A 16796-nucleotide genomic window follows, 5' to 3' on the forward strand; every position below is an offset into this window, starting at 1 on the left:
TTCGGTTTCCGTGCGGATGCACGGAGATCAGTTAAAACATGGCGCGAATGCGCCTGGGGTGCGGCGTTGCCGCCGCGGGTGAAAGCAGCGACTAGGCTGCCTTCTGCTCGGAGACCTGCTGGATCGAACGAGCGAGACCAGAGGAAACGCCGTTGACGCAGACAGCGATGTCGCGAGCGAAACCGGAGATGAGACCGGCGATCTGGCCGAGAAGCTGATCCTTGGTGGGCAGCTCGGCGATAGCCTTAACATCATCAGCGGAAACGGCCTTGCCGTCGGAGATACCGCCCTTGATCTCAAGGACGCCCTTGGACTTAGCAGAGAAGTCCTTAAGGGCCTTAGCGGCCTCGACCGGCTCGGTCTCGTAGAACACATAAGCGACGGGGCCGGCGAGAATTTCGTCGAGCTCGGGCTGCTCCTGGTTCTTGAGAGCGATCTTGACCAGGTTGTTCTTGTAGACCTTCATCTCGGCGCCGCACTCGCGAAGCTGATGACGCAGCTCCTGAGCCTGCTTAACCGTCAGACCGTTGTAGTTGACAACGAACAGACCGGCGTTCTCGGCGATACGGGACTCGATCTCTGCAACCTTGTCGATTTTGTACTGCTGGGGCATGAATTACACCTCCTCGAATTCTTTCCGGGCACGGTCCGCCACAAGGACGTGACGGGGGCATGTCCAAAAAGAAAGCCCCCGCGCTGCATGAGCGACGGGGGCGAGAAGACATATCTACTCGACCACCTCGGCTGGCGGGATATCCCATTAAGCTCGCGGGCGATGCCCGTTTGCACCGGCTGTCTCTGGCAGCGGATTCGTGCGTGAACCGAAAGTATTATGGCGGGGACCCCGGCGTCGGTCAACGGAAATCCGGGCTGCACACAATTCCACCATCCGGCACGCTCCGCCGAAGGCCAGGTGCAAGGTTTTCGCTCGGTCAAGTCCTGGGCTCGCACGAAGGCCACATTAAGTGGCCTTCGGCTCGTGCGGAATCTACGAAAACCTTGCGCCTGGCCTTCGGCGGCGCGTGCCTGCGTTGACTTTGGGCAGCCCGGGTTTTCGTTGGCTGACGCCCCCACTCATAATGCTTGGGTCGGTGGGCTGATGCGTTGCGTCCCGTTGGGCTATAAGGTTGAAATGAAGGTGGACAGGCGGGTTAGGCCTTCGTCCAGGTCTTTATCGGAAACGCAGTAGCTTAGGCGGATGTGGCCTTCGGTGCCGAAGCAGTCGCCCGGGACTAGGGCTACGTTTGCCTCTTTGATGGCTTTGATGCAGAAGGCTTCGCTTGTTAGGCCGAATTGCTTAATGCTGGGGAAGGCGTAGAAGGCGCCTGCTGGTTCTACTACGTCGAGGTCCATGGCGTCTAAGGCTGCGAGCACGCGTTCGCGGCGGGCTCGGTAGACTTTGAGCATGGGGGCAGGGTCGACGGTGAGGGCTCGGGCCGCGGCGTCCATTTCGAAGGAGACGGCGCTCGATACTAAGTATTGGTGAGCCTTGGCAATCTCGGCGATGACGGGGGCTGCGGCTGCGAGCCAGCCCAAGCGCCAGCCGGTCATGGCCCAGGGCTTGGAGAAGCTCTCGATGACCACCGTCTGATCGCGCAGCTCCGGGTGGCGCTGGGCAAAGCGCTCGTAGCCATCCACATAAACCAGGCGGTTGTATACGTCGTCGCAGACCACGTAGATGCCCGCCTGCTCCGCCACGTGCGCCACGGCGTCGAGCGAAGCCGCGTTGAGAATGCAACCCGTGGGATTGTTGGGCGTGCAGATGACGATGGCCTTGGTCGCCGGGGTCACACAGGCGCGAAGCGCATCCTCGTCAATCTGAAATTGCGCAAGCTCCGTATCCAAAAAGACCGCTTTGGCGTGATTGGCTACGACGATGCTCTCGTACAGGCCAAAGGCCGGCGTGGGGATAATGACCTCGTCGCCGGGGTTGAGCATGGCCATGAATGTTGCCGACAGGGCCTCGGTCGCGCCGTCGGTCAGGATGACCTCGTCGGCCGAAAACGTAAGGCCCGCGTCCCCCATGTAGGCAGACAGTGCCTCGCGCAGGACAGGGCGACCGTTGTTGGGCGGATAGTGTGTGTCGCCGCGGCCCAGTGCGGCGGTCACCTCGGCGCTAATCACATCGGGCGTGGGAAAATCAGGCTCGCCGAGCGCAAGCGCGATGCATCCCGGATGCTGAGCGGCGAGCGCGTTGATTCGGCGGATACCGGAGGGCTTGAGCGTGGCAAGCGAGGTATTCATGGGCAGGCGCATGGCGTTCCTTTCGTAAGGGTTGCACTAGGATAGCGCGGCGAGGCGCTGCCAGACGGTGTAACCTAAACGGAAACCAACCGGAAAGGAGGCGGCATGGAGACGACCGCGCGCGGCGATGTACCAAAAACGTTGCAGACCATTGCGTATATCAGCATTCCCAATAGCGCCGATCTTGAGTTTTTGCTCTGGGACCTGCAGGATGCCATCGCCGCCTATGCTCAGCTTTCCGGTACTTCGTTCCCCCGTCTGGTCGCTCTGGGGACGGATGATGGCGGCAGCACTGCGGACGGCATTGTATTCGCTGTTGAGAATGCGCTCAATAACGAGGCGATGAGCGTCGTTGAGCAGGCGCTTGATTGCCTTGGGGGCACGGAAGCGCGCGTCTATGTCGTTGTTCAAGCCGGCTGTGGGAGTCCCGAGCGGGCGCACACGGTCGTTGGCCATCTGCGCGAAGCGTGCGAGCGTCGGGGGTTGTCGTGGTGCGGTGGCATTGTCGTCTGCACCGGCGCTGGCATCGCAGCGCTTTGCCGCTCCCCACGCATGGGCCTCTTGCGCCGACCGTTTTCCGAAGCCATGGACAAGCTCGTGGGTGCGGTGCGTATGGGTTGCTCGGTTGAGCATGCACAGCGACTCGGCGGCGGCAGTGCCGAGGACATCGACACCAATGGCATGGTTTTTGCCGAGCCAGCCGTGCCGGCGCCAATCTGGCAAGCCGTTATAAAACGCCTTGGCGCTCACGCTCAATCAAATATTTAAACTAACGAGCGCCCCAATCAACGGCATCGCGCCAGCGCTCAACAAGCCACTCCAAACGCCATGCCGCGTTGGCGGGACTTGTCGACGGCAGAACGATGGCCGGCAGCCCGGTGCGTTCTTGTAGATAGCGCTTGTAGAGCCGACCAGCTGTACCACCGTTGCATATCACCTGCTCAATGGGAGCTGCACCGGCAATGCGCTCGATATGTGCCGGCACAACGTTGCGAATGCTCGCGTCACTCGAGCCCTTGATGTCACAGCTCTCGATCACGTCCCACAGGGCCACACCGCCGTTGAGCAGCATAGCCCGCTTGGCGGCAATCGAGACGTCGAGCGTCGCAGGCTCGCCGCTCGCCAAAGAGTCGCCCTCGTTGGGTGGCACGGGCACACCGAGGCACGCGGCCATCACACGCCAAAAGCGATTCTGAGGGTTGCCGTAATAAAAGGCATTGGCGCGCGAAAGCACCGAGGGAAACGACCCCAGCACCAAAACGCGCGAGTGCTGGTCGAACACGGGTTCAAACCCATGCTCAATATGTTGATAGCCCTCGTCGGACGCAGCCATGGCCTAGGCCCTCAACAGATAGCGTACCTCGTAGGGCGCAAGCTCAAGCGTGCCCGCAAGCTCAACCGCAGGTGCACCGTCGGTAAGCAGGTCGACAAAAGACCCATTGAGCTCGCCGGCGCCAAAGGCGTAAGGCTCGTCCACGGCATTCACCGCCACGAGTACCGTCGCGCCGTCGCAGGCGCGCTCGAACAGCAGCTGCTTGTTCTGGATCACCACGTTGCGATAGGCACCGTAGTTGAGAGCACGGGCCGCCGCGTCGTCGGCCGAGCGAAGGTGCGTGAGCTGCGTGACGAACGCCGTCAGCTCGTTGGGCGCAGGCTCATCGAGCGCAGGTCGCAGCGCCCAGTCACCATCGGGGCCGCCCTTTTCGCCGGCAATCCCCCACTCGCTGCCATAGTAGACGCATGGGATGCCCGGCATGCCAAAGAGCATGCCGTAGGCGGGGCGCAGGCAGGACTTGTCCGTCAGGATACTCGCCAGGCGCGGCACGTCATGGTTGTCGACAAACGACAGCAGATGCTTGCCGCGATAAATGCACCACGGGTCACCACCAAACTGGCGATGCAGCGAGTGGGCAATCTCGAACATGTTGACCGAGTTAAAGCTGGAGTACAGACCCTTGTAGCACTCATAGTTGGTGCAGGTGTCGAGCATCTCGTCGTTGACGATCTGGTTGTAGTCGCCGTGGAGCGTCTCGCCGATCAGCACAAAGTCGGGCTTGAGCTCACGGGCAAAGCTATGCAAACGACGCATGAAGTCGCGGTCGAGCATATAGGCAACATCCAAGCGCAGGCCATCGACACCAAAGTCATCGGCCCAACGGCGCACGGACTCGAGCAGGTAATCGACCACGGCGGGGTTTTGCAGGTTGAGCTTCACAAGCTCAAAATGGCCCTCCCAGCCCTCGTACCAAAAGCCGTCGCCGTAGCACGAGTCGCCGTCAAAGCTGATGTGAAACCAATCCTTGTAGGGCGAGTCCCACTTGCGCTCTTGCACATCGCGGAAGGCCCAAAAGCCACGACCGACGTGGTTGAAGACGGCGTCGAGCACCACGCGGATGCCGTGGGCATGCAGCGTGTCGCATACGGCGGCAAAGTCGGCATCCCCACCCAAGCGACGGTCGATATGGCGCAGGCTGCGCGTGTCGTAGCCATGGCTATCGGACTCGAGCGGCGGATTGATGAGCACGGCGCCAACGCCGAGTTCCTGCAGGTAGTCGGCCCATTGGGCGATCTTCATGATGGGCGCATCGGGGTTGGGCGCAGCGTTGGCAGCCTGGGCGAGTTCATCCTCGGCAACGGGGGCGGCGTTTTCGCGCGGAGCTCCGCAAAAGCCCAGCGGATAGATCTGATAGAACGTCGTCTCGTATGCCCACATAGCAACCTCCCGGTAAGCTCAACACAACGACATCCATTGTATGCCCGGCTTGTATCCTCTCCCCCAAAATAAGTTGCGGTGAAATAGTTCCCGCTTGGGCCTTCAGAGACCTTAAACAGGAACTATTCCACCGCAACTGATGAGGGGATGTGGTTAGGCGACAGGCTTTGCGCGGCGTATGGCTGGGAACAGAACGGTGATGGCGAGGATGACGCCCACGACGGTAATCGCCCCGCCCGCAAAGCCAATCCAAGCGATACCGGGACCCGAAACCACGGCGCCGCCGATTGCGGTGCCCGTGCCGATACCGAGGTTAAACAGGCCCGAGAAGATCGACATGGCGACAGCCGACGAATCCGCCGGCGTGTACTTGATGAGCTCGGCCTGAAACGCCACGTTAAAGGCCGTGGAGCAGCAGCCCCATAGCGCGCAAACAGCGAGAACGGCGACGAGCGACGGTGCAACCGGACCCATGAGCAGCAGAGCCACCGGCACGCCGGAGAGCGTAATAGCCAAGAACGGGAACCGGTGCCCATCAAACAGTCGGCCGAACAGCCAGCTGCCCACCAGGCCGGAGCAGCCGAACGCCGTCAGCGTCATGGTAATAGCACTTGCGTCGACGTGCGCGACCTGTGCCAGGAAGGGCTCGATATAGCTGTAGCCTGCGTAATAGCCGGTCGCCATAAAGACCGTGACCGCATAGAGCGCGATCAGGAACGGATTCTTGAGCAGCTCGGGCAGCTGCTTAACGGTAAAGCGCTCGCCCACCGGCATGGCCGGGAACACCGCGGCCTGGTAGACGACCGCGACAGCCGAGAGGGCACCGACCACGGCGAATGTCATGCGCCAGCCCACGGCCAGTCCGATGGCGCGACCGATCGGCAGGCCAAAGATCTGCGCGATGGACGAGCCCGTAGCGATCATGCTGATGGCGAGCGCCCCGTGGCGGGCGTCGACCAGGCGCGAGGCCATGATCGAGGCGACTGACCAGAACACGGCATGCGCGCAGGCGACCACCAGACGCGCGCAAACCAAAATGGGATATGTCGGTGCCACAGCGGACAGGAACTGGCCGAGCGAAAACACGGCCAAAACGCCCAGCAGCATCCGCTTGAACTCAAAGCGCGAGGCAAACACCATAAGCGGCAGCGACAGCAGCATGACGCCCCAGGCATAGACCGAGATCATGATGCCTGCCTGGGCCTCGGTGAGCGAGAACGACGCGGCGATATCAGTCAGAAGGCCGATGGGCATGAACTCCGACGTGTTGAATACGAACGCGCAGCAGGCGAGCCCGATAAGCGGGAGCCACTGCTTGAGTGAGATGCCATCTTGTCTTGCCTGAGCCATGTAGAAACCTCTCCGATTGTCTTGAGCGGTGGGCGATTATATAGCAACGGCCCTGCATCCGTCAGCAACAGATGCGGGGCCGTAATCAACTCAATACACAGAGGTTGCGCCATCAATAAATAACTAAGCCAGCCCCAGCAATATGCCCGCCGAATGCACGACAAACGCCACGATCCAGGCGACCGTCACCTGAAACGCGAACACGGCAACGGCATAGCGCGCGCCCAACTCGCTCTTGACGGCGCCGATGGACGCCACGCAGGGCGGGTACAGCAGCGTAAAGACCAGAAACACGTAGGCAGTAAACGGCGAAAACATAGTCGACAGTGCCGCGGGCGACGTCGCGCCCAAAAGCACCGTGAGGGTCGAGATGACGCTCTCCTTGGCGATAAGTCCCGTGACGAGTGCCGTCGAGGCGCGCCAGTCGCCAAAGCCGAGCGGCGCCAGCAGCGGAGCGATGATGCTACCCAGACCGGCAAGCAAGCTTTGCGACTGATCGGCGACCACATTAAAGCGAATGTCGAACGTCTGAAGGAACCAGATGACCACCGTAGCGGCAAAGATAATGGTAAAGGCCTTGGTGATAAAGTCCTTGGCCTTATCCCATGCCAGCATCACCGTCGTCTTGACGCTCGGCAGGCGATAGTTGGGAAGCTCCATGATAAACGGTACCGGGTCGCCCTTAAACGCCGTTCGATTGAGCACCAAAGCCGCGATGCAACCGACCGCAATGCCAATCAGATAGAGCGAGACCATGGCGGGTACCGTCGCCTGCGGGAAAAACGCCCCGCACAGCAGACCGTAGACCGGCAACTTGGCCGAGCAGCTCATGAACGGCGTGAGCATAACCGTCATCTTGCGGTCGTGCTCGGACGGCAGCGTGCGGGTCGACATGATAGCCGGCACGGTGCAGCCAAAACCGACGAGCATGGGCACGAAGCTGCGGCCCGACAGGCCAAAGCGACGCAGCACCTTATCCATGACAAAGGCAACGCGCGCCATGTAGCCGGAGTCTTCCAGAATGGAGAGGAACAAGAAAAGCACGACGATAATCGGCAGGAAGGTCAGCACGCTGCCCACACCCGTAAGCACGCCGTCGACAGCCAGCGAGCGCACTACGTCGTTGGTGCCGAACGCCTTGAGGCCCGCATCGGCCGAGGCGATGATGGCAGCGATGCCGTCCTCCATGAGTCCCTGCAACGCCGCGCCGATCACGCCAAACGTCAGCCAAAAGACGAGGCCCATGATCACCAGGAACGCCGGGATGGCCGTATAGCGACCCGTCAGGATGCGGTCGATCTTGACGGAGCGCACGTGCTCGCGGCTCTCGTGCGGCTTGACGACGCAACGCCCGCACACGTCGCCGATAAAGCTAAAGCGCATATCGGCCAGCGCGGACAGGCGATCGGTGCCGGCCTCGCCCTCCATCTGGGTAATGATGTGCTCGATGGCGTCGAGTTCGTTGCGATCCAGGTGAAGCGACTCGGTTACCAGCTCGTCGCCCTCAACCAGCTTGGTCGCCGCAAAACGCACCGGAATATGCGCCGTCGCGGCATGGTCCTCGATAAGGTTGGCGATGCCGTGGATGCAGCGATGCAGCGCGCCGCCGTCCGGGCCATCGGGCGCGCAGAAGTCCAGGCGACCGGGACGCTCGCGGAACCGCGCCACGTGCAGAGCGTGTTCCACCAGCTCACCGATGCCCTCGTTGCGGGCGGCGCTAATGGGGACAACAGGCACGCCCAACAGGCTCTCGAGCAGGTTGACGTCCACGGCGCCGCCGTTGGCCGTCACCTCGTCCATCATGTTGAGCGCGATGACCATGGGGCGATCGAGCTCCATAAGCTGCAGCGTCAGGTACAGATTGCGCTCGATGTTGGTGGCGTCGATGATGTCGATGATAGCGTCGGGGGTTTCGTCCAAGATGAATTGGCGGCTGACGATCTCTTCGCCCGTGTACGGCGACAGCGAATAGATGCCAGGCAGGTCGGTAACGCTCGCCTCGGGGTGGTTACGGATAGTGCCGTCCTTGCGGTCGACCGTCACGCCGGGAAAGTTACCGACATGCTGGTTGGAGCCCGTCAGCTGGTTGAATAACGTGGTCTTGCCGCAGTTTTGGTTGCCGGCGAGGGCAAAGTGCAGCGGCGCGCCCTCGGGCACGGCCGTCTTTGCCGCACGGGGCGAATACGTCCCTTCGCCCAGGGCCGGGTGATCCGTCGTGCCGATTGCGGCGTTAACGCGCGGGCCGGTATCGGTGTCGTGCACATCCACGAGCTCAATGCGTGCGGCATCGTCCTTGCGCAGCGTCAACTCGTAGCCGCGCAGGCGAATCTCGAGCGGATCACCCATGGGGGCATACTTCATCATGGTGACTTCGGTGCCCGGCGTTAGGCCCATGTCCAAAATATGCTGTCGGAGTGCCTGATCGTCCGATGCCACCGATGCGACAACGGCGTCCTTTCCAATCTCGAGTGTATCGAGCTTCACGCGCTCATCCTTTCGTTAGACGCGGTTAACCGTTTACCGGGGCTAACCAACTCGTAACGACAAATGATAGCGCTCTGAACTATTATATAAAGTCAAATACCGATGTTTACCTGCGCAAACTTTATGCGGTGCGCCCCGAAAGCTCTTTACGCATACCGCTCAGCGAGATCGAAATGGAACCCGACCGCGCGGTAGCAGTGAGTCGATCACCCTCAACCGACCCCGTGCATGTAAAGGGCGCCTTGCCCATCAAGACGTGGGAGATAGTGCCCGAGAACTCAAAGAAATCGCCCTCAGCGCGGGCACCCGAGAGAGCGATATTGAGACCCCTGACGTTTAGTACTGCCCTAAGCGCGCCGTTCACCCCATGTGAAAACGTCACCTCGCCGCGTTTGCTCCCCACCGGCGTCTGGGCCAAAACCACATACGTACCCTCAAGCATGGCTCCTCCTCTAAGCAGACTTTTTGAAACGGGCAAGTAGTCTACTTTTACATATGGCGCTCCAGGAAGCGGAAGGCCAGGCGGATCCAAGGACGGACTGCCACTTGCTTGTCCTCGTTGTCGATCGCGGTATTGGCGTTGCCGAGCGAAAGGCCGTGGCCACCCTGGTCAAAGACGTGCATCTCGCATGCGACCCCTTCCTCGGCCATGCGCTGCGCAAACGGATAGACCTGCGCAATCGGCGCCGTCTTGTCGTCCGAAACGCCCCACACAAAGGTCGGGGGCATCTGGCGCGAAACGTGCGTGGTAGGGCAAATGTCGGCCGGGTGCTCATCGGTCGCCTCGCCGCCCGTCACCATCGACAGATAGTCGTTGAGCAAATCGCGCCCCGTCTTGCCACCCGTCTTGGGCACGCGCAGGTCGATGCGCGGGTCGCGCGTCTGCATATCGCGCACATAGTCAAGGTCGAGCAACGGATAGCCCAGCACCACGGCGTCGGGACGAATATCCTCCGGACGAGCCCCGGCAAGGCCCGCGAAAGGTCCGGTCTTCCACTGCGTTGCCAACGAGGCGCAGATCATGCCGCCCGCCGAGAAACCCACGATGCACACGCGCTTGGGATCGACATGCCACTCGTCGGCGTTGGCGCGCACGGTAGCGACCATCTTGGCGAGGTCCGCCTGCGGGTGCGGAAAGCTCACGTCGCCCGTGGCGCTCGTCACATAGTTGAGCACAAAGGCCTGGTAGCCGCGGTCCAAAAACGCAAACGCCACCGGGTCCTGCTCGTGCGGAGCGATATGCGTAAACCCGCCTCCGCCGCAGATGATCACCGCGGGGCGGCGGCCATTGGGCTTGTCGGGCAGCGGCTCGGCACCCAGATACGTAAACGTCGCCGGATAATCCTCGGTAGGCTCCTCGCCCCACAGCGCATGGTTCTCAATAATCATAGGTGCTCCCTCCGTGCGATTCGTGCGCACTCGTTTTTCGCACCTTAGCGTACCCCACTTGAGCCCGCGGCGCAGAAACACCCCCGCAATAAGTTGGCCTTCAACTGATATATCACAAAATCGCTGTTCAGAGGTATCGTTGGACAGCGTAAAATAGGAGCGCTGACCGTGCTGGGAAACACGTACGAAACGTTTCCGGCAAACCACACGCGTGCAACATGCGCGCCTGATACGTTGGAGGCATCTATGGGTCTGCTCGATTCGCTCAAGTCCACGTTCACTTCGTCGGGCGAGGCGTCCGTTCCGCCCGCAGCAAGCTTCGCCACCCGCGAAGGCGTCATCTACGCTCCTGTCAACGGCGTGCTCGTCAATCTGAGTGAGGTTCCCGACGAGACCATCGCCTCGGGCATGCTCGGCCAGGGCTACGGCATCGAGCCCATTACCGGCACCATTTACGCCCCCGCTAACGGCCGTATCGGCGCCACCACCGTCACCAACCACTCCATCGGCATGATCACCGAGGACGGTCTTCGCGTGTTCATCCATGTTGGCCTGGGCACCGTGGAAATGAACGGCAAGGGTTTTGCCCGCTTTGTCGAGATGGGTGACACGGTCAAGGCCGGCCAGCCGCTCATCAGCTTCGATCGCGAGGCCATCAAGGCCGCCGGCCACGAGGACATCGTGACCGTCATCATCTCCGAGCTCGATCGTCTTAAGAGCATCGACCATGTCGGCGAGTCCGGAACGCTTATCGGCGGCAACCCGCTCGTCAAGCTGGGCGACCCGCTGCTGGTAGCCAAGACCAAGTAGCCAGGCCCCGCGCCACACAGCCAAAAGGCAACACGAAAAGCGCCCACGAGCATTTGCCGTGGGCGCTTTTCGTTTGAAAAACCATCCCGCCAATGCCTTATCTGTATAGCCCAAATGAGCCGAGCTGCTAGAATATCGAACTATATGGATAACTATCATTCAACCGTTATGGGAGGATACGTGAACCGCACCAAAATCGCGCAGCTTTACGCCGATGCCGAGTCGCTTGGCGGCCAGACCGTCACCGTCGCCGGCTGGGTCAAGTCCATCCGCGACATGAAGAACTTTGGCTTTGTTACGCTCAACGACGGCAGCTGCTTCCGCGACCTGCAGGTCGTCATGAACCGCGAGGCACTCGACAACTACGACGAGATCGCCCATCAAAACGTCTCGGCCGCACTCATTTGCACCGGCACCGTCAAGCTGACCCCCGATGCGCCCCAGCCCTTCGAGCTTTCTGCCACCTCCATCGAGGTCGAGGGCGTCAGCGCCCCGGATTACCCGCTGCAGAAGAAGCGCGCAACCGTCGAGTTCCTGCGCACCCAGCAGCACCTGCGCCCGCGCACCAACCTGTTCCGCGCCGTGTTCCGCATCCGTTCTGTCGCGGCTGCCGCCATCCACCGCTTCTTCCAGGAGCAGGGCTTTGTCTACGTCAACACCCCCATCATCACCACGAGTGACTGCGAGGGCGCCGGCGAGATGTTCCGCGTGACCACGCTCGACCCCAAAAATCCGCCCCTCACCGAGTCCGGCGAGGTCGACTGGAGCCAGGACTTCTTTGGCAAGCACGCGAGCCTTACCGTGTCCGGCCAGCTCAATGCCGAGAACTTTGCCATGGCCTTTGGCGACGTGTACACCTTTGGCCCCACCTTCCGCGCCGAAAACTCCAACACCACGCGCCACGCCGCCGAGTTTTGGATGATCGAGCCCGAGATGGCCTTTGCCGACCTGAACGACTACATGGATAACGCCGAGGCCATGCTCAAGTACGTCCTTAAGGACGTTATGGCCACCTGCCCCGACGAGCTCAATATGCTCAACAAGTTTGTGGACAAGGGTCTGCTCGAGCGCCTAGACCACGTGGCAAACTCCGACTTTGCCCGCGTTACCTACACCGAGGCCGTCGAAATCCTGGAGCAGGCCGTCGCCGCCGGTCACAAGTTTGACTATCCCGTGAGCTGGGGCATCGACCTGCAAACCGAGCACGAGCGTTTCCTGACCGAGGAGCACTTTAAGCGCCCGACCTTCGTAACCGACTACCCGGCCGAGATCAAGGCGTTCTACATGCGCATGAACGAGGACGGCAAGACCGTCGCCGCCGCCGACTGCCTGGTGCCGGGTATCGGCGAGATTATCGGCGGCTCCCAGCGCGAGGAGCGCCTGGATCTGCTCGAGGCCCGCATCAAGGACCTGGGCATGAATCCCGAGCAGTACAAGTACTACCTTGACCTGCGCCGCTACGGTTCCTGCAAGCACGCCGGCTACGGCTTGGGCTTCGAGCGCTTGGTCATGTATCTGACCGGCGTGGGCAACATCCGCGACGTCCTGCCGCACCCGCGCACCGTGGGCAACGCCGACTTCTAATCGCCACAGCGCCACCAAACGCGTTCCAGCGCATCACGCCAGCGCCTCTCGGCAAGCCGAGGGGCGCTTTTTTCAACAGTATCCGTCAAGCTTTTGGCAAGATTTTGGTCAGTTGGGCAGGGCTGTTGAAAACTCGACCCGCCGCTTGCCGACGACTACCGACCGCCCGGAGCGTCCTGCACCCCTGGGAAAGCCCCGCGCCCTAGGCTCCATACCGTCGCCACCCAAAACGGAAAGGACGTGGACGCCATGACCGAAACCGCTGTTGAAACTTACGAGACCACGACGAGGGGCGCCGCCTCGATGGCAGCCTATCGCGCCGTTCGCATCCTGCAACTATTAAGCGAAAACACCGGCGAGGACAAGGCCATGCTTTCCGATGAGTTGATCCGGCGTCTCGCCCATCCCGACGACCCCGCCCGCATGCCCATCTCGGCGGCGCGGCGCAGCATCTACACCGCCATCTCCGCACTTCGCCATGCCGGATACGAAATTGAGTACAAGCGCGGCGTGGGCTATCGACTCTTGACCCGTCCGCTCACCGACGAAGAGATCATCCGGCTCCACGGCATGGTCATGCGCAACCGCTCCACGCCCATCGCCATTCGAAAGAGCATAGCGCAGCACCTGGTCGCCATGGCGAGTGCCGACGTTCGCGGCTACCTCGATGCACCCGAGCCTGCTCCAAGCGCAGGCGACAAATCCACCAAGGCCACACGCACGCCCGTCAAGCGCATCGATGCCTGCGAGCTCATCGAGCAGGCCATCGACCACGGAACCACGGTGAGTTTTGATATTTCGAGTGTCACGGCACGCGGAGAGGTCGAAGTGGCGCGGATGACACTCCGGCCCTTTGCCATCAAGCAACGAGACGGCATCTCGTATTTGCTGGGAACGGTCTATGACGCGCGAGGCGCCGACGACACGCTGCGTACCGTTGAGATCGGCCGCATGAGAAACGTCACCACACGTCTCCTCGACGGCAAGAAGCTCTTCGCCGTCCTGGACGAGGACGATGCCTCCTCCGCCGCATAAGACCCTCCGCCGCCCATTCGACTACCCGTACCGCCCATCCGATTCTGTATTAAAAAACCCGCCAGGCTGTTGTAAAAATGGACATCAGCGCTACTATAGTTCCACTTGCACTTTGTCCCAGTGCAGTGTTTCCAGCCATTTTTATACTGGGGGTAATGATATGAAGGACATCACCATCAGCCGCAGGAGCCTTCTGGTCTCCGCCGGTCTGCTCGCGCTCGCCCCGCTCGCCGGATGCGGCGGCAACTCTGGTTCCGACTCTGCTGCCGCCGGTTCCGACTACACCATCGGCGTTCTGCAACTCACCGAGCACTCCGCACTCGATGCCGCCAACGACGGCTTTGTCAAGGCCATCAAGGAGAGCGGCCTTAAGGTCAAGATCGACCAGAAGAACGCCCAGAACGACCAGTCCACGTGTAAGTCCATTGCCGACAAGTTTGTGGGCGACAACGTCAACCTGATTTATGCCATCGCCACGCCCGCCGCGCAGGCTGCCGCCGGTGCCACGGCCGATATCCCCATCGTGGGCTGCGCCATCACCGACTACGCCGCCTCCGGCCTGGTCCAGGACAACGACAAGCCCGGCACCAACGTCACGGGCGCCTCCGACCTCACCCCGGTCGCCGAGCAGCTCGAGATGATGCAGAAGGTCCTGCCCGACGTTAAGAAGGTCGGCTTGCTCTACTGCACCGCTGAGTCCAACTCCGACGTCCAGATCAAGGCCGCCAAGAAGGAACTCGACAAGCTGGGCCTCGAGTACACCGATTTCACCGTCTCGAGCTCCAACGAGATTCAGTCCGTCGTCGAGTCCGCCGTGGGCAAGGTCGACGCGCTGTACTCCCCCACCGACAACACGATTGCCGCGGGTGCCTCGCAGGTGGGCCAGATCTGCAAGGAGAATAAGCTCCCCTTCGTGACCGGCGAGGAGGGTATGTGCATGGCCGGCGGCCTGTTCACCCTCTCCATCAACTATAAGGACCTGGGCTACGCCGCGGGCGAGATGGCCGTTAAGATCCTGAAGGGCGAGGCCAAGCCCGAAGACATGCCGATCAAGCACCTCTCGAGCAAGGACCTGGTCGTCGTCAAGAACGACGAGACGGCCGAGGCCCTGGGCATCGACCTTTCCGCTCTGGACGAGTAGCGCCATGCGCGGTAACGCGTCTAGGGCCCGCACGCGCGCCACAGCCGCGTTATTCAATATCTGAGTCCTTGGGGCGAACGCTAAAGACCGGCGTTCGCCCTGCTTGTTTCGGATGAGACAAAACATCCGTCCGCAGCTCTTTTATGCATTGGTACCGCTATTATGAAAAATCACGTGTCCACCCTATCCTAGGAGGTATGAAGCATGCTCATTGCATTGCAGGGCGCCGTTTCGCAGGGCGTCCTCTGGGGCATTATGGTGCTTGGCGTGTTTATCACGTTCCGCCTGCTCGACATCCCCGATATGACCTGCGACGGCAGCTTTGCCCTCGGCGGCTGTGTCTGCGCCGTACTCATCGTCAACAATAACGTCGACCCCTTGCTCGCCGTGCTGGCCGGCATGTGCGCCGGCGCCATCGCGGGCGCCGTCACGGGCATCTTGACCACCGTCTTTGAGATTCCCGCAATCCTCGCCGGAATCCTTACGCAGATCAGTCTGTGGTCCATCAACCTGCGCATCATGGGCAAGTCCAACACGCCCATCCTTGCCAAGGGCACTATCTTCTCATCCGTCAGCAACATGACGGGCCTGCCGCAGTCCACTGTTGTCATTATCCTAGGCATTGTGCTGGCCGTGGTCATCGTCGCCATCCTGTACTGGTTCTTTGGCACCGAGATCGGCTCGGCGCTGCGTGCCACCGGCAACAACGAGTACATGATCCGCGCCCTAGGCGTCAACACCAACTCCACCAAAATGATCGCCCTCGTGCTCTCCAACGCCCTCATTGGCCTTTCGGGTGCGCTCATCTGCCAGAGCCAGAAGTATGCCGACATTGGCATGGGCACCGGCGCCATCGTTATCGGTCTTGCCGCCATCGTCATCGGCGAGGTGCTCGGTCGCCTGCTGCCCGGCGGCCTCACGCAGTTTAGCGTCCGTCTTGCCTCCGCCGTCTTTGGCTCCGTGGTGTACTTCCTTATCCGCGCCATCGTGCTGCAGCTGGGCATGGACGCCAACGACATGAAGCTGCTCTCCGCCGTGATTGTCGCCGTGGCCCTGTGCGTGCCCGTGGTTTGGGAGCGCTATAAGCTCCGCAGCTCCTACACGAAGGGAGATGAGGCAGATGCTTAAGCTCTCGCACGTCAAGAAGACCTTTAACAAGGGCACCGTCACCGAGAAGCGCGCGCTCACCGGCGTTGACCTCACCCTCAACGATGGCGACTTTGTAACCGTGATTGGCGGCAACGGCGCCGGCAAGTCCACGCTGCTCAATATGATCGCCGGCGTGTATCCGCTTGATTCGGGTGTTATTGAGCTCGACGGCACCGACATCTCGCGTCTGAGCGAGTCGCAGCGCGCCAAGTACCTGGGCCGTGTGTTCCAGGACCCCATGCGCGGCACCGCAGCCGACATGCAAATTGCCGAAAACCTGGCCCTCGCCAAGCGCCGCGGCCAGCGTCGCGGTCTTTCGTGGGGCGTCACCAAGGCCGAGAAGGACGAGTACGTTGAGCTGCTCAAGCGCCTGGACCTCGGTCTGGACACGCGCCTCAACGCCAAGGTCGGCCTGCTCTCAGGCGGCCAGCGCCAGGCACTCACCCTGCTGATGGCCACGCTCACCAAGCCACGCCTGCTGCTGCTCGACGAGCACACCGCGGCCCTCGACCCCAAGACGGCCTCTAAGGTGCTCAACCTGACCGAGGAGATCGTCGACGAGAACCGCCTGACCACGCTCATGGTCACGCACAACATGAACGACGCCATCCGTCTGGGCAACCGTCTGATCATGATGCACGAGGGCCATGTGATCTACGACGTGGCAGGCGACGAAAAGAAGTCGCTCACCGTGGCCGACCTGCTGCAGAAGTTTGAGGAGGTCTCGGGCGGCGAGCTCGCCAACGACCGCATGCTGCTGAGCTAAAACCTGCCAAAAAGGGACAGGTTTATTTTGGCAGGTTTTATCTGCACAAACGTCAAAACCGCCGCAAAGGGACAGACGCCCTTGCGGCGGTTTTCGCATATTATGTCGATAATCCGATATTCAACCAGACT

The 16796-nt window shown here is 61.2% G+C and carries 15 protein-coding genes; 7 read left to right on the forward strand and 8 right to left on the reverse strand.

What is annotated here, in order from left to right:
• Positions 1-91: 91 nt before the first annotated feature.
• Together rplJ and CHY22_RS03785 are read right to left on the reverse strand one after the other, a co-directional pair.
• Entirely contained in the window at positions 92-613 is a 522-nt protein-coding gene (gene rplJ, locus CHY22_RS03780) for a 50S ribosomal protein L10 (RefSeq protein ID WP_089572500.1), read from the reverse strand.
• 506 nt (positions 614-1119) lie between these two features.
• The gene (locus tag CHY22_RS03785) at positions 1120-2256 is read right to left on the reverse strand and encodes an aminotransferase class I/II-fold pyridoxal phosphate-dependent enzyme (protein ID WP_089572501.1); all 1137 of its coding nucleotides are present in this window, start codon (positions 2254-2256) and stop codon (positions 1120-1122) included.
• A 93-nt stretch (positions 2257-2349) separates the two neighbouring features.
• Between CHY22_RS03785 and CHY22_RS03790 the strand changes: the two genes are divergently transcribed.
• Positions 2350-3012, forward strand: coding sequence for a hypothetical protein (locus CHY22_RS03790; protein WP_089572502.1), 663 nt, complete (start codon positions 2350-2352; stop codon positions 3010-3012).
• A 1-nt stretch (position 3013) separates the two neighbouring features.
• Here the strand turns inward: CHY22_RS03790 and CHY22_RS03795 are convergent, their stop codons facing one another.
• The 6 genes from CHY22_RS03795 to CHY22_RS03820 form a co-directional block, all read right to left on the reverse strand.
• The gene (locus CHY22_RS03795; RefSeq protein ID WP_089572503.1) at positions 3014-3577 is read right to left on the reverse strand and encodes a DNA-deoxyinosine glycosylase; all 564 of its coding nucleotides are present in this window, start codon (positions 3575-3577) and stop codon (positions 3014-3016) included.
• A 3-nt stretch (positions 3578-3580) separates the two neighbouring features.
• Entirely contained in the window at positions 3581-4957 is a 1377-nt protein-coding gene (locus tag CHY22_RS03800; protein ID WP_089572504.1) for an alpha-amylase family glycosyl hydrolase, read from the reverse strand.
• A gap of 153 nt (positions 4958-5110) precedes the next feature.
• Positions 5111-6307 (reverse strand): MFS transporter, encoded by a 1197-nt coding sequence (locus CHY22_RS03805; RefSeq protein ID WP_089572505.1) that lies wholly within the window; start codon positions 6305-6307, stop codon positions 5111-5113.
• A 123-nt stretch (positions 6308-6430) separates the two neighbouring features.
• Entirely contained in the window at positions 6431-8791 is a 2361-nt protein-coding gene (gene feoB, locus CHY22_RS03810) for a ferrous iron transport protein B (RefSeq protein ID WP_089572506.1), read from the reverse strand.
• A 121-nt stretch (positions 8792-8912) separates the two neighbouring features.
• Positions 8913-9233 carry a hypothetical protein gene (locus CHY22_RS03815; protein WP_089572507.1) on the reverse strand — a complete coding sequence of 107 codons (321 nt, stop codon included), beginning with the start codon at positions 9231-9233 and terminating at the stop codon, positions 8913-8915.
• 47 nt (positions 9234-9280) lie between these two features.
• Complete coding sequence (locus tag CHY22_RS03820; protein ID WP_089572508.1) at positions 9281-10180, reverse strand: alpha/beta hydrolase; 900 nt, start codon at positions 10178-10180, stop codon at positions 9281-9283.
• 246 nt (positions 10181-10426) lie between these two features.
• Here CHY22_RS03820 and CHY22_RS03825 point away from each other — a divergent pair, with 246 nt between their 5' ends.
• The 6 genes from CHY22_RS03825 to CHY22_RS03850 all read left to right on the forward strand — a co-directional run bounded on the left by CHY22_RS03825 (position 10427) and on the right by CHY22_RS03850 (position 16665).
• A complete protein-coding gene (locus CHY22_RS03825; protein WP_089572509.1) occupies positions 10427-10990 on the forward strand; it encodes a PTS glucose transporter subunit IIA in 564 nt (187 codons plus the stop codon).
• Between the two features lie 180 nt (positions 10991-11170).
• Complete coding sequence (gene asnS, locus CHY22_RS03830; protein WP_089572552.1) at positions 11171-12574, forward strand: asparagine--tRNA ligase; 1404 nt, start codon at positions 11171-11173, stop codon at positions 12572-12574.
• A 249-nt stretch (positions 12575-12823) separates the two neighbouring features.
• Entirely contained in the window at positions 12824-13609 is a 786-nt protein-coding gene (locus CHY22_RS03835; RefSeq protein WP_089572510.1) for a hypothetical protein, read from the forward strand.
• A 160-nt stretch (positions 13610-13769) separates the two neighbouring features.
• On the forward strand, positions 13770-14750 hold the full coding sequence (locus CHY22_RS03840; RefSeq protein WP_089572511.1) for an ABC transporter substrate-binding protein: 981 nt from the start codon (positions 13770-13772) through the stop codon (positions 14748-14750).
• Between the two features lie 204 nt (positions 14751-14954).
• Entirely contained in the window at positions 14955-15878 is a 924-nt protein-coding gene (locus CHY22_RS03845) for an ABC transporter permease (RefSeq protein ID WP_089572512.1), read from the forward strand.
• Positions 15871-16665, forward strand: a complete 795-nt coding sequence (locus tag CHY22_RS03850) for an ABC transporter ATP-binding protein (RefSeq protein ID WP_089572513.1) — start codon at positions 15871-15873, stop codon at positions 16663-16665. The genes CHY22_RS03845 and CHY22_RS03850 overlap by 8 nt, the downstream gene beginning before the upstream one ends.
• Positions 16666-16796 lie beyond the last annotated feature (131 nt).

The organism is Collinsella sp. TF06-26 (assembly GCF_002232035.1).
Classification (GTDB): Bacteria; Actinomycetota; Coriobacteriia; order Coriobacteriales; family Coriobacteriaceae; genus Collinsella.

What these genes read in the sequence shown, in the direction of transcription:
- rplJ (WP_089572500.1), bottom strand. Translation starts at nt 613, where the DNA reads ATGCCCCAGCAGTACAAAATCGACAAGGTTGCAGAGATCGAGTCCCGT.
- CHY22_RS03785 (WP_089572501.1), bottom strand. Translation starts at nt 2,256, where the DNA reads ATGCGCCTGCCCATGAATACCTCGCTTGCCACGCTCAAGCCCTCCGGT.
- CHY22_RS03790 (WP_089572502.1), top strand. Translation starts at nt 2,350, where the DNA reads ATGGAGACGACCGCGCGCGGCGATGTACCAAAAACGTTGCAGACCATT.
- CHY22_RS03795 (WP_089572503.1), bottom strand. Translation starts at nt 3,577, where the DNA reads ATGGCTGCGTCCGACGAGGGCTATCAACATATTGAGCATGGGTTTGAA.
- CHY22_RS03800 (WP_089572504.1), bottom strand. Translation starts at nt 4,957, where the DNA reads ATGTGGGCATACGAGACGACGTTCTATCAGATCTATCCGCTGGGCTTT.
- CHY22_RS03805 (WP_089572505.1), bottom strand. Translation starts at nt 6,307, where the DNA reads ATGGCTCAGGCAAGACAAGATGGCATCTCACTCAAGCAGTGGCTCCCG.
- CHY22_RS03815 (WP_089572507.1), bottom strand. Translation starts at nt 9,233, where the DNA reads ATGCTTGAGGGTACGTATGTGGTTTTGGCCCAGACGCCGGTGGGGAGC.
- CHY22_RS03820 (WP_089572508.1), bottom strand. Translation starts at nt 10,180, where the DNA reads ATGATTATTGAGAACCATGCGCTGTGGGGCGAGGAGCCTACCGAGGAT.
- CHY22_RS03825 (WP_089572509.1), top strand. Translation starts at nt 10,427, where the DNA reads ATGGGTCTGCTCGATTCGCTCAAGTCCACGTTCACTTCGTCGGGCGAG.
- CHY22_RS03835 (WP_089572510.1), top strand. Translation starts at nt 12,824, where the DNA reads ATGACCGAAACCGCTGTTGAAACTTACGAGACCACGACGAGGGGCGCC.
- CHY22_RS03840 (WP_089572511.1), top strand. Translation starts at nt 13,770, where the DNA reads ATGAAGGACATCACCATCAGCCGCAGGAGCCTTCTGGTCTCCGCCGGT.
- CHY22_RS03845 (WP_089572512.1), top strand. Translation starts at nt 14,955, where the DNA reads ATGCTCATTGCATTGCAGGGCGCCGTTTCGCAGGGCGTCCTCTGGGGC.
- CHY22_RS03850 (WP_089572513.1), top strand. Translation starts at nt 15,871, where the DNA reads ATGCTTAAGCTCTCGCACGTCAAGAAGACCTTTAACAAGGGCACCGTC.